Here is a 12,378-nt window from a genome sequence, read left to right as displayed (position 1 = left end):
AATGTATGGCACATACTTTGATCATTATTCAGAAACTTTTTTAAACCACACTAAAAACAACAAGATGAGCATGAACTTAATGAAGAACAGGGTGACCCTGGTGGGCAATGTAGGACAGGCGCCGGAAGTGCGCACGATTGCGAACGGCAGGAAAATGGCCCGGCTTTCCGTAGCCACGAACGAACGGTACAAAAACAACCAGGACGAATGGGTGAATGACACACAATGGCATAATATCGTTGCCTGGGGCAAGCAGGCAGAAGCGGTGGAGCAGAAGCTCAGCAAAGGCGATGAAGTGATGATCGAAGGCAAACTGGTGCATAGCGAATACACCGACAAGGAAGGGATCAAACGGTACAGCACCGATATAGAGCTGCACGGATTGCTGCTGCTGGACAAAAAGCAATCCGGCTCATAACAAAAGTGCGTTTCCATAACCCAGGCGTCGTGACAAATTGTTGCGGCGCCTTTTTTCAGACTCTCACCGACATTATCGTCAGTTACACCGATTGACTGTACAGATTTATACCACAGCAGATATCTTAGCGGTCGTATTCAACTCGCTATGTACGCATTTCTGCTCGCACTTCATTCCCTTACCCGATGGCTGGTACTCATAAGTCTGCTCGTAAGTATTTTCCTGGGCTTCTACGGTTGGAAAAAAAAGCAACCGTTCGGCAGTCATGCAAACCGTATACGGCACATCACCGCCACCATCGCACATATTCAGTTAGTGCTGGGCATTTGTCTGTACGTGATCAGCCCGATAACAGAGTATTTCAGAGCGCATTTTTCAGAAGCCGTGCATGAAAGGGCGATACGCTTCTTCGGAATGGAGCATGCGCTGATGATGCTGGTCGGGATTACGGTGATCACGATCGGTTCGGTTAAAGTGAAACGTACAGCCGAAGACACCCTCAGATACAAGCGCATGGCCATCTGGTATCTCGCAGGCCTGCTGATCATCCTGTCTTCCGTTCCCTGGCAATTTTCGCCGTTGGTGAGCAGGCCATATTTCCGGGCATTTTAAACAAAAAGCCGGAATCAGATGACTCCGGCCTTTAGCTCAAAAGATACCCGAAACAGTCTTTATTATTGTTTTACGAACATACGCGACTGGCTGAAGGTGCCGGACAGGTTCGTTATTTTGACAGAATACACATAGTTCCCCGCAGACAATTGCGATACGTCCAGGTCAACAAGCTGTTCTCCCGAACTCATATTGCCAATCACCTGCTTTACAAGCTCTTTTCCTTCAACCGACATAACAGTCACTTTTACATCAGAAGGTGTTCTAAGCACCACGGGAATACGCGTTACATCGCTGCAGGGGTTAGGGAAGTTCTGACGAACCTGAAACTGACTATCGGCGCTTACTTCATTAATGGCCGTGGTAGCTCCCGAAACATAACAGTCCCAGCTCAATACATAACCTGCTGCAAGGCTGCCGGAAACAGTGCTCATTTCTGTTGCGGTCCCATCGGAAAAAACGTTGTCCGTTGCATTATACGTATAGCCGCTCATACCCTTCGTGTAGCCGTAAGCCGTAGCGGCATTCACCGTCTCCACAGCGCTTCCGGTTCCTTCGGGAAATGCGATCTGCGTGATCAGCAGGGATTTACCTGCAGCATCATATACATGCACGTGGATGTGTGTGGCACGACTGGAATACCATCCCGGAAAAATAGAGGTAAAGCTTACAAGTCCGGTACTGTCGGTTGTCTGGCGCCCCCTCAGAAAATCCTGTGCGGTGTAGTCTGTAGGCTGCATTGTGGTGCCGCCGTACTGTGAGTAATTGCCGTCCTTATCGCAATGCCAGATGTCGACAATGACGCCGGCAAGCGGTCCGCAGGAATTATTGATGTTTTTAACGTTGATGTTGATGGTGAAAGGGACGCCTGTACGCGTACTTACGATATTGCTGCGGACGAGCGAGCCGGGTGTAAGTGTCGGGAACGGCCCTGCAGTCTCGGTGGCAGCGGCCGTGCAGGCTGCGGCTTTGTTTGCACCCAGCAGCGAAGGGCCAAGTACTGCCATACCTAAAAAGCCGAATCCTCTTTTCAAAAAATCTTTCCTTTCCATATTGCTATAATTTAATTGGTGAACACTCTATCATTAAAATAATCGCGGCATCGGATAATGCTTCAAACTCGATTTCCGACACATCCCATTGAAACAGTCCGTCGCGGTACTCCATCAGACGCCCTTCAAAGTCGAACGAACCATTCAGCACAAAAGTGAACAGCGAGCCGTTCGGTTGTGTGAGCCGCCATTCCTGTGTACTCCGGCTATCATAAACGCCCAGGTAAATATTGTCCGACCAGCTATTACCACGCAGCAAACAGTTTTTTTCCAAAATGTCCAGCTGTGTGCAGGACACGCCCGCGGGTGCAGCGTCAAAAGAGGCTAAAGCAATATGCAGAAAATTCACAGGCTCTTTAAACGGATGCGACAACAACGCCTCTTCATTGCCGGGCAGGTAACATATATCCCCGGCTATCAGCTCCTGTACCGGATTGCCCCGGCGCGACAATACAATGCCGCCCGCTACCGGTATGATCAGATGATGAGGATAGCGTGATACGTCTACAGTAAGTGAACCACCCGGAGGAATAAAAATATCCTGAACCAGCACCTGGCCTTCAAACTCGGTATGATAAGCCTGAAATCCCGGAAGTGAAAATTTCGGCCGGCTCTCTGCCCGGAAAAAACGGGAACTGTAGGTAGCTGCGCTGTTCATGATTTTAAAGTTAGTGCTACCACCAAGAGTAAACAACCGGCCAATGAGTTTCTGTGGCAAATGAAATACATGTTGTGGCAAACAACGCCAGGCCGAGCTCTGCCACGGCAAAAACCACCGTTCAAACACCGGAATCGCCAAAACTGCCGGGTAATAAGTATCTTTATACAAAGCTGCCGGACATGAAACAACTCCTACTTTTTATTTTTTCCATGTCCGGCCTTTGCGCCGTTCCTGCGAAAGCAGTACAAATGCTGTTCTTTCATTACACTAAAGAAGGTTACAGTATCAGTTATCCGGAGACCTGGCGTATCGACACCTCAGGCTCGCTGATGAACATTCCCTTATTCCTGTTTGCACCGAAAGATGCTCCCGAAGATTCTGTTTTTGAAAACCTGCATATAGCCACCCAAGCTTTAAACGGACAGGAAATGGATCTCGGAAGCATGCTGGCACCTTCCGTGCAGGAGTACAGCGGTATGTTCAATGGGTTCAGACTGATCGACTCTGCCGTTACCACCATTGACGGAAAACCTGCCGCGCTCATCTCCTTCGTCTACAATCCCGGAAGCATGCAACTGCGCATGATCACCACGTATGTCAAAAGAAAAGACAGGCTGTTCATGATCAACGTAACCGCCGAAGAACACAATTACCCGCAGTATGCCGCCACATTTGATGCCATCATCCGGTCATTCCATATTGATCAGTAAATCTGCCGATTCATTCGGCAGAAAAAAGAACCGTGTTGCGGATCTAAGTAATTTGCGGTTATTATTTGAATTTTGCAAATCATGACACATCCTCATTCACTGCTGGATTTTTACCGCGAGATCGGATTTACGGAAAATGCTATTGCTGCCGACCGGCTTACCGAAGACATCCGCAGGGAGATCGGGCATTTCAATGTATTCCAGATCGGATCGGTGATCAAAAATGCAAAAGCCGGTCAGGGCATGCCTTATAACCGCCGCACTTACTATAAAATAAGCCTGATGAACGGACGCAACCGCGTGGAATATGCTGATAAAAGCATCGACATTATCCGGCACGGCTTGCTGTTCGCGTCGCCGAAAATACCTTACCATTATCTGCCGCAGGATGAAGACCAATCCGGTTTTTTCTGTGTCTTCACGACCGACTTCCTGAGCCGCGAAAAAACGGGTATGCGTATGGACGAGCTGCCTCTGTTCCGGCCGGGTGGATTTCCCGTATTTGAGATCGGTACGGAGCAGGCCGCGGAATTGCAGGGCATTTTTCAACGCATGTCGCGTGAAATGGAATCGGATTATAGCTTTAAATACGACCTGATCCGCAACTATGTGATGGAACTGATCCATTTCGGACAAAAGCTCGAACCCAAATCCACAAGCTACCAGTCTTATGGTGCGGCAGACCGCATTGCGGGCCTTTTTGTGGAATTGCTGGAACGGCAGTTTCCCGTCACCTCTTCCCGGCAGCAACCGGAACTGCGGACAGCAAAGGATTATGCAGACCGGCTGGCGGTTCATGTAAACCATCTGAACAAAGTGCTGAAGGAAAGCACCGGCAAAACCACAACCGAACTGATCAGCCTGCGGCTGGAGCGGGAAGCACGTATCCTGCTGCGGCACACCGACTGGAATATTGCCGAAATCTCCGACGCGCTGGGCTTTGAGGAAACGGCGCATTTCTCCAACTTCTTTAAAAAACACAGCGGAAAAAGTCCGAGTCAGTATCGCCTGAGCGCAGATGTTTGATTTTTGCAACAATTGGATTGATTGGAATAAGCAGAATAATCGCACAATGCGGAATTTTACATCCTAATCAAATCAACAATGCAACAAAACAAAATAGCACTCGTAACCGGCGGCAGCCGTGGCCTCGGAAAGGATATGGCGATGCGCCTGGCGGAAAAAGGCATCGACGTGATGATCACGTACAACAGCCGGCAGGACGAAGCAGGCAAAGTGGTATCAGCCATTCAGGCGATGGGTCGCCGGGCCGCCGCATTCCAGCTTGATGCAGGAAATACCGCCACCTTCGATGCGATGCTGCAGCAGGCAGGCGCCTGGCTGGAAGCGCAATACGGCACTGCGCACTTCGATTTCCTGATCAACAATGCAGGAACCGCGTTATATACTCCTTTTGCAGAAACTACGGAAGAGGCGTTCGACACAATAATGAACATCCATCTCAAAGGAGTTTACTTCCTTACGCAGAAAGCGCTTGCATATCTGAATGATGGCGGCCGGATCATCAATATTTCCTCCGGCCTCGCACGCTTTGCATTTCCGGGTTCTTCTGCGTACGGCGCGATGAAAGGCGCAGTGGAAGTGCTCACCCGCTATATGGCCAAAGAACTGGGGGCACGCGGCATTGCGGCAAATGTGGTCGCTCCCGGTGCAATAGAAACCGATTTCGGAGGCGGACGCGTTCGCGACAATAAAGAAATGAATGCGCAGATTGCAGGACTCACGGCCCTGGGCCGCGTGGGACTTCCCGAAGATATCGGAGGCGTGGTGGCGTTCCTGTGCAGCGAGGACGGTCGCTGGATCAACGGACAACGCATTGAGGTGTCCGGCGGCATGATGCTGTAACGGCAAACAATCAATTTTATCAGAAGCAGCTCTTAGAGGGCTGCTTTTTTTGTCAGGTATACCCCGAAACGATTGTTATGTAACTAAAGTTACAATATATGCTGTACGGACAAGCCACCTTTGTACTGTAAAAAAAACAGCCATTTTATGAAACAGAACGTAGGTCCCGCCGATAAGCTGATACGCATCCTTGCGGCAATTGTTATCGGCGCACTTTATCTCAGCGGTCGGATAAGCGGTGCCGTAGCAATCGTACTGGCTATTGTCGCCATTGTCTTTTTGCTGACAGGCCTTATCGGGTTTTGTCCGCTGTACCTGCCGTTCGGCATTTCCACGCGCAAAAAACAGCAGTAAACAAGAACGACGAGCAGGGAAAACTGTATTGTACTTTTTCCCGGCATTATTACAACGCAACTTAAAAACAGCAACACATGAATAAACAGGTAATGGTAATCGATGTGCGTACACGCGAGGAATTCGCGGGCGGCCATGTGGCCGGAAGCATCAATATACCACTGGGAGAACTGGCCGGGGAACTAACGGCAATCCGCGATATGGCGCAGCCATTGATCCTCTGTTGCGCCAGCGGCGGCAGAAGCGGACAGGCTGCAGCATTTCTGAAAGCAAACGGCATTGATTGTACGAACGGAGGCAGCTGGCTGCAGGTAAATGCCTTGAGCCGCGCATGGCAATCCTGAAAAACAGATAATATGAAACAGCGACTACTAAAGGGATGGAGCATACGCAGGGCGATTTACCTGATCATGGGACTGGCCATTGCCTTTCAGGCAGCGGCAGGCGGCGCATGGCCGGGGGTGCTGGCCGGAGGGTATTTTACAGCTATGGGCTTGCTGGGCTTTGGTTGCGCGGGCGGCAACTGCTGTGCACCATCTGTCCGGAAACAATCTGAAAACGACACAGAAGTGTCGTATGAAGAAGTTGCTTAACTTGAACCCCGAAACCATTTCTGATGAAAAAAATATTACTGAGCATCCTGCTCATTTCCTCGGCTACGCTGCACAGTTGCGGGGAATCCGGAAAAACTTCGTTAACGGCTAAGGAATTCGCGGATAAAATCGAACACTCCGATAATAAAGTCATACTGGACGTGCGCACCCCTGAAGAGTTCGCAGGAGGTCATCTGAACGCCGCGCAGAATATCGAATGGAACAGCGCAGATTTCGCGGGCAAAGTGGAAGGCATGGACAAATCGAAAGAGATCTATGTTTATTGTCTGAGCGGCGGACGCAGCGCTGAGGCGGCGGCGGCACTCCGGAAGATGGGCTTCAGTAAAGTATATGAGTTGCAGGGCGGTATGATGCAATGGCGCAATGCGCATCTGCCTGAAGAAGGCGGCAATACGCACACGGCCGCTTCAGGCATGACCAAAGAGCAATACCTCCGATTGGTCGCCTCCAAACCAAAGGTGCTGGTAGACTTTTACGCCGACTGGTGTGGTCCGTGTAAAAAGCTGAAACCCAACCTGGATGCCATAGCTGCGGAGCGTGCCGGAACACTTGAGGTGATCCGCATCAACTCAGACGAAAACCGTGAATTATGCCAGTCCATGGGCATTGAAGCCATACCGGAACTGCGTCTTTATGAGCAGGGAAAAGAGGTATGGAGCACAACGGGATATGTGGAAAAGAAAGAGATTGAAGCACATCTGCAATAAGGGTAGCGGGAAAGAGTGTAGTTTTGCAATATGTCTGAGCACACTTTTTCCCTTACCCACATTCTCAACAACCTGAATATCGAGTCGCTGAATGCGATGCAGGAAGATGCGCTGGAAGCGCACCGCACGCATGAGGAGATCATATTACTTTCCGCAACAGGTTCCGGCAAAACGCTGGCTTTTCTTGCCCCGCTGCTGGAAAGAATAGACCGCGACAGCAACACAACGCAGGCGCTGATCATCGTCCCCTCCCGTGAGCTTGCGCTACAGATCGAAAAAGTGTTCAAAACCATGGGCACCGGTGTGAAGGTAACCTGCTGCTATGGCGGGCACCTGCGGGAAACGGAAGAAAACAACCTGAAAGATACACCGGCCCTTATCGTGGGTACGCCCGGACGTATCGCCGATCATATCCGCCGCGAAAATATCCGCACGCAGACGATCCATTCACTGATTCTGGATGAATTCGATAAATCACTGGAGCAGGGCTTCGATGAGGAGATGGAATTCATTATCGGTTCTCTTCCCGCACTCCGCTACAGAACACTCACTTCTGCCACGGAAGCAGTTCCCGTTCCCGATTTCGTCGGACTCAGCAACCCGCATTACCTGAATTACCTCACCGGAAACGAATCGGAAAAAGAAAGCCTGAGCATCGAGTGGATCGAATCGCCGGACACAGATAAGCAGGAAACGTTATTTGACTTGCTGTGTATGGCCGGATCGCGGTCCGCTATCGTATTCTGCAATCACCGGGAAACGGTTGAGGACTGCAGCCATTATCTCAAGAAGAAAGGTATCTATAACGAATTCTATCACGGAGCAATGGAACAGCGCGACCGCGACTCTGCCCTTTGCAAGTTCCGCAACGGCACCGTAAACGTACTGGTTACCACCGATCTTGCGGCCCGTGGGCTGGATATTCCGAATATCCGCTATATCATCCATTACCATCTTCCGCACACGGAAGAAATATTCACCCACCGCAACGGCCGGACGGCGCGCATGGAAGCCAGCGGAACGGCGATACTGATCGTGGGGCCCGGGGAATACCTGCCTGAGTACACTGCCGAAAAAGCGAAGCCGGTGCAGCTGCCCGCCCAACTGGAATTGCCCGAGCGCCCGAAATGGAGCACCCTGTATATCGGAGCCGGTAAAAAGAACAAAATCAACAAAATAGACATAGTAGGGTTCCTGTCGCAACAGGGGGGACTGAAGCCGGAAGACATCGGACTAATCGAGGTTAAAGACTTCCATGCATTTGCTGCCGTACGCAAAAGCAAGCTCGGAGCCGCGATGGAACGTTTCAAGCACGAGAAGATCAAAAATAGAAAGGTGCGCATGGACATCATGAAATAGGCTCACATTTCGTGTTTTACCATTTTTATAGACATTCAACGGGTAATTTGCAGTACATTTGCAGCCCTCAAAAGAGTATCAATCACAAATATGATCAGCAGAAGGAATATACGGGTAAAAGTAATGCAGACGTTGTACACACTGCTTGCCACCCACTCCGACGAAAGAGATAAAGCTGCGGCTGCCGGTCAGCGTATCCTGAATGACAAATTAAACCAGTCCCTGGACCTGTTCGCTACAGTGGTCACTTATCTGACTTCCGTTGCACAGTACGCCGAGACCGATGCCCGCGTGCGCGCATCGAAATATCTGCCTACAGAGGCTGATAAAAATGTAAATACCAAGATCGCCGGAAACGAAATGATCTGGCTCACCCTGGAAAATGACACTTACCGCGAAAAGCTGAATCAGGCAAACATCGCAGACAAGATAGATCAGGACCAGGTAAAGAAAGTGTACCAGACATTGGTGCAGACTCCCGAATATGAAGCTTATTGCGCGGACAACCAGCGTGATGCCAAATCCGAAAAAGCGATCATCCGCTTTATCTGGACCGAGCTGATGGTGAAAAGTGAAGATTTTCAGGGTTTCCTGATGGACGAGATTGCCGGATGGGAAGACGATAAGGATATGATCTTTATCCTGATGGACAATTTCTTCAAAAACAGCAGCAACATCAACTATCTCGCGCTGATCTCCGGTGAAAAACTCGAATTTGCGAGAAATCTCCTGAGCACTGCAATCGAGAAGGAAGAATACTGCATGGAACTGATCCGGCCGAAACTGATCAACTGGGAAGCAGAGCGCGTAGCGCAGATAGACCTGATCCTGTTGCGCCTCGGTATCTGCGAACTGCTGTACTTCCCTACAATTCCGACAAAAGTGACGATCAATGAATATATCGAGATCGCAAAACAATACAGTACCCCACAAAGCGGACATTTTGTGAACGCTGTTCTGGATCGCCTGTTGAAAGATTTTGAGCAGGAGAAAAAAATACGCAAACAAGATCGTCCCGTACGCTAATTCAAACAAGTAAACGCTGAATAATCCTATGTACAGAACAATGCTATCAGGTATGGTAACGCTGGGCGCAGGTATTATGATCCTTGCTTCCTGTTCCGGAACACAGCAAAAGCAATCTGAAAGAAAAGGGCTGGATGCATCGCTTGTAAACAACCCTCATTCCGCTAACGGAACAAAAAATGAAGGCTTGCCTACCATGGACTTTGTGGACACGGCGTTTGATTTCGGACGTCTGCACGAAGGCGAGGCTTCTTCGCACGCATTTCATTTTACGAACCACGGAACAGCACCGCTGCTGATCGCGAATGCTGCAGGTACCTGCGGCTGCACGATTCCTGATTATCCGCACGAACCTATTGCTCCCGGTAAAAGCGGTGTGATCACCGTGAAGTTCAATTCCGCGGGCAAAGTAGGATCGCAGCACAAATCGGTGAATATTTTCACCAACAGCAATAAAGGCAAACACGTACTGAACATTACCGCTGAGGTATTGGAAGGCGATAATTTTTTTAATCAAAAATAAAATCCAAAATGACAATGAACGCAATTCTGTTGCAGGCAGCTGCACAACCCGGCGGAGGCTTTGCTTTCCCTCTGATGATGCTGCTGATGGTAGTGGTGATGTACTTTTTCATGATCCGTCCTCAGGCCAAAAGAGCTAAAGAGCAAAAGAAATTCGCCGATACGATCGGTGCAGGTGAGCAGATCATCACAACCGCAGGAATTCACGGCCGCATCGCGAAAGACAACGAAGACGGAACCCTGAAACTGGAAATCAGCAATAATACGTTTATCACGATCGACCGTTCTGCAGTGTCTATGGACATGACAATGGCATACCGTAAGAAAACGGGTGTTGTTCCTGCCACCGGAAAATAATCTGTCGATGCTTAAAGCAGGCATTACAGGAGGAATAGGCTCCGGAAAGACTATCGTATGCCAAGTGTTTGAAACACTTGGCATTCCTGTTTTGTATGCCGACACCGTTGCACGGCAGCTGATGGAAAGCGATGCGCGCATTATTGCCGGTGTACGCAATCTGTTCGGAGAACAAGCTTATACCGGAGGCCGCCTGAACAACAAATACATCGGCAGCGTCGTATTTGCCGACAAAGAAAAGCTACAGCAGCTGAATGCGCTTACCCACCCTATTGTAATACAGTACGGAGCGGATTGGATGGCGCGTCAGCAAGGTGATTACGCCCTGAAAGAAGCGGCCTTATTCTTCGAGTCCGGAAGTCATCTCAGCATGGATGTGATGATCGGGGTGGCCGCTCCGCTGGAATTGCGCATCAGTCGCACAATACAACGCGACGGACTAAGCCGGCAAACGGTGCTGGATCGTATTGCGAAACAGATGGACCAGGAAGAGAAAATGAAGCGTTGCGATTTCGTAATCCTGAACGATGAAAAACATTCTATCATCGATCAGGTGTATACGATCCACAAAGCGTTATTACAACGCCTTCAGCAAACTGTCGTACTTTAGAGACAGGGTTTGCTCTGCATCATGAAAAAGAAAGTCGCTTTACTGTTATATGTTTTTGCCGGTAGCATTACTGTCTGCCATGCGCAACTTACGGACCTTAAGCGGCGTTTATACCTGGACAGCAACAATGTACGATTGCATATTTCGGAATTCGCCAGTGCGATCTCTGAGGCTGACCAGATGATCTGGAACACGGCCACCAGGCGGTATGAATCTCCACTCCCCCACGCGCTGCGCAGTCGCCTGCTGGTCCGGCCTCCTTTCCGGAAGCTTCAGGTCCTTCAGAAAGAAAAAAGCCGCTTTTACGACTATAACAATTGGGCAGAGGAGCGGGATACTTTAATACGCGTACTGAACAGGGAATCTTTCGACACATCAGAACTGTACGCCCTGAAAGAACTGCATTACGATGAACAGGGAAGACTCACATTCCTGAGTACAGAGCGCTTCTTTAAGGACAATAAAGACGGTTACCAAGACCGCGATACTGCTTTCATCTCTTATACCACACTGCCGGGCGACTCATTGCTGATCCGCATTTCGTACCACAGCAGGAAGGAAGCGAAAAATAATTTCTATTCCAGTGTGTACTTCAGAACTTCTTTCAAGGATAAGCCACTCACGGTACTCGAATTCTCGGAGAACAGTTACCTGTTTGACCGTGACCTGCATCTGATCCGCCAGACCTACGACTACGATGTATTTGCAAATGGGGAAAAAGGCTCATTCCGGGAAGACAGTCAGCGTGACTACACATACGATCATGCAGGGCGGGTGATCAATATACGTGACTCCCTTACCAACCTGCACCTGCTGCAATCGGTACAACAATTTCAGTACCAGAGCACGGACGGTGTTCATGACCCACGGATCACCGGATCTGTTCAGGCGCAAAGATGGCTGCAACATTATCCCGGCGCCTATGAGATGACGGTGACCGAAGATGCACGGTGGTTGACCCAACACGATTATGATTCCGTAAAGGTGCTGGCGTCGCCGATCGTTCGTTCGGAAACACAACGGCTTATCTGTTCGGCGGAAGGAAAAACAATCGGTTCGCTCCCTCCACCGGGTCAGCCGCCCTACCTGTCTTTCTTACAGGAGTTTGCTGACTCTATCGGAGATTTCCACGGATGGTATAAAGTATATGTTCCGTCGGAACAGGAAGACACAAGCTGGTACGTGCCAGGCTCTATCGGGGCGTCACGGACCCTGCACATGGGTTGCGTTGTGGAAACCTACAACGAAATACCCCGCGGAACGCTCGAACTAAGCAATGCTGCTGCGCTGAATAAACGCACAAGAGTGCTCCGGGACAGGAGTAGACTGATAGAGTACAGCAGTAAATCGTATGGCATGCCGGATCACAGCTATTGGTCACCGGTTTATTTCCGGTATATATCTGTAGATTATCCCGACTTCATTCTGACCACGCCGGACGGAAGACTCAGTTATGTACAGGACGATGAATACCTGTACCGTGTCATTTATCAACCCTGACGGAAACCGG

The 12,378-nt window shown here is 49.8% G+C and carries 17 protein-coding genes; 15 read left to right on the top strand and 2 right to left on the bottom strand.

Going from position 1 to position 12,378, the window contains the following annotated elements:
- The first annotated feature begins 64 nt into the window (after nucleotides 1-64).
- The gene (locus ABD846_RS13690) at nucleotides 65-418 is read left to right on the top strand and encodes a single-stranded DNA-binding protein (RefSeq protein WP_344828179.1); all 354 of its coding nucleotides are present in this window, start codon (nucleotides 65-67) and stop codon (nucleotides 416-418) included.
- 147 nt (nucleotides 419-565) lie between these two features.
- Nucleotides 566-1,030, top strand: coding sequence for a hypothetical protein (locus ABD846_RS13685; protein WP_344828177.1), 465 nt, complete (start codon nucleotides 566-568; stop codon nucleotides 1,028-1,030).
- 62 nt (nucleotides 1,031-1,092) lie between these two features.
- Here the strand turns inward: ABD846_RS13685 and ABD846_RS13680 are convergent, their stop codons facing one another.
- Together ABD846_RS13680 and ABD846_RS13675 are read right to left on the bottom strand one after the other, a co-directional pair.
- Nucleotides 1,093-2,082, bottom strand: coding sequence for a dioxygenase family protein (locus ABD846_RS13680; RefSeq protein WP_344828174.1), 990 nt, complete (start codon nucleotides 2,080-2,082; stop codon nucleotides 1,093-1,095).
- A 4-nt stretch (nucleotides 2,083-2,086) separates the two neighbouring features.
- Nucleotides 2,087-2,740: a pirin family protein gene (locus tag ABD846_RS13675; RefSeq protein ID WP_344828171.1), complete on the bottom strand. Its 654-nt coding sequence runs from the start codon at nucleotides 2,738-2,740 to the stop codon at nucleotides 2,087-2,089.
- 182 nt (nucleotides 2,741-2,922) lie between these two features.
- Here ABD846_RS13675 and ABD846_RS13670 point away from each other — a divergent pair, with 182 nt between their 5' ends.
- The 13 genes from ABD846_RS13670 to ABD846_RS13610 all read left to right on the top strand — a co-directional run bounded on the left by ABD846_RS13670 (nucleotide 2,923) and on the right by ABD846_RS13610 (nucleotide 12,368).
- Entirely contained in the window at nucleotides 2,923-3,453 is a 531-nt protein-coding gene (locus ABD846_RS13670; protein ID WP_344828169.1) for a PsbP-related protein, read from the top strand.
- A gap of 81 nt (nucleotides 3,454-3,534) precedes the next feature.
- Nucleotides 3,535-4,479 carry a helix-turn-helix domain-containing protein gene (locus ABD846_RS13665; RefSeq protein WP_344828166.1) on the top strand — a complete coding sequence of 315 codons (945 nt, stop codon included), beginning with the start codon at nucleotides 3,535-3,537 and terminating at the stop codon, nucleotides 4,477-4,479.
- Nucleotides 4,480-4,557: 78 nt separating this feature from the next.
- Nucleotides 4,558-5,319 (top strand): SDR family NAD(P)-dependent oxidoreductase, encoded by a 762-nt coding sequence (locus tag ABD846_RS13660; RefSeq protein ID WP_344828164.1) that lies wholly within the window; start codon nucleotides 4,558-4,560, stop codon nucleotides 5,317-5,319.
- A gap of 147 nt (nucleotides 5,320-5,466) precedes the next feature.
- Nucleotides 5,467-5,673 carry a YgaP family membrane protein gene (locus tag ABD846_RS13655; protein ID WP_344828162.1) on the top strand — a complete coding sequence of 69 codons (207 nt, stop codon included), beginning with the start codon at nucleotides 5,467-5,469 and terminating at the stop codon, nucleotides 5,671-5,673.
- A 77-nt stretch (nucleotides 5,674-5,750) separates the two neighbouring features.
- On the top strand, nucleotides 5,751-6,017 hold the full coding sequence (locus ABD846_RS13650) for a rhodanese-like domain-containing protein (protein WP_344828159.1): 267 nt from the start codon (nucleotides 5,751-5,753) through the stop codon (nucleotides 6,015-6,017).
- Nucleotides 6,018-6,029: 12 nt separating this feature from the next.
- Nucleotides 6,030-6,266, top strand: coding sequence for a hypothetical protein (locus ABD846_RS13645; protein ID WP_344828157.1), 237 nt, complete (start codon nucleotides 6,030-6,032; stop codon nucleotides 6,264-6,266).
- A gap of 23 nt (nucleotides 6,267-6,289) precedes the next feature.
- Nucleotides 6,290-6,994, top strand: a complete 705-nt coding sequence (locus ABD846_RS13640; RefSeq protein WP_344828154.1) for a thioredoxin domain-containing protein — start codon at nucleotides 6,290-6,292, stop codon at nucleotides 6,992-6,994.
- 30 nt (nucleotides 6,995-7,024) lie between these two features.
- Nucleotides 7,025-8,353 (top strand): DEAD/DEAH box helicase, encoded by a 1,329-nt coding sequence (locus ABD846_RS13635; protein ID WP_344828152.1) that lies wholly within the window; start codon nucleotides 7,025-7,027, stop codon nucleotides 8,351-8,353.
- 90 nt (nucleotides 8,354-8,443) lie between these two features.
- Complete coding sequence (gene nusB, locus ABD846_RS13630; protein ID WP_344828150.1) at nucleotides 8,444-9,379, top strand: transcription antitermination factor NusB; 936 nt, start codon at nucleotides 8,444-8,446, stop codon at nucleotides 9,377-9,379.
- A gap of 28 nt (nucleotides 9,380-9,407) precedes the next feature.
- Nucleotides 9,408-9,902 (top strand): DUF1573 domain-containing protein, encoded by a 495-nt coding sequence (locus ABD846_RS13625; RefSeq protein WP_344828147.1) that lies wholly within the window; start codon nucleotides 9,408-9,410, stop codon nucleotides 9,900-9,902.
- 14 nt (nucleotides 9,903-9,916) lie between these two features.
- Entirely contained in the window at nucleotides 9,917-10,258 is a 342-nt protein-coding gene (gene yajC / locus ABD846_RS13620; RefSeq protein ID WP_344828145.1) for a preprotein translocase subunit YajC, read from the top strand.
- A 7-nt stretch (nucleotides 10,259-10,265) separates the two neighbouring features.
- Nucleotides 10,266-10,868, top strand: coding sequence for a dephospho-CoA kinase (gene coaE / locus ABD846_RS13615; protein ID WP_344828142.1), 603 nt, complete (start codon nucleotides 10,266-10,268; stop codon nucleotides 10,866-10,868).
- 21 nt (nucleotides 10,869-10,889) lie between these two features.
- Nucleotides 10,890-12,368: a hypothetical protein gene (locus ABD846_RS13610; RefSeq protein ID WP_344828140.1), complete on the top strand. Its 1,479-nt coding sequence runs from the start codon at nucleotides 10,890-10,892 to the stop codon at nucleotides 12,366-12,368.
- The last annotated feature ends 10 nt before the right edge of the window (nucleotides 12,369-12,378 follow it).

The organism is Rurimicrobium arvi (assembly GCF_039540495.1).
Taxonomy (GTDB): domain Bacteria; phylum Bacteroidota; class Bacteroidia; order Chitinophagales; family Chitinophagaceae; genus Rurimicrobium; species Rurimicrobium arvi.
The sequence above is the reverse complement of the archived record's forward strand: the minus strand, read 5'-3'. Positions and strand labels throughout refer to the sequence as shown.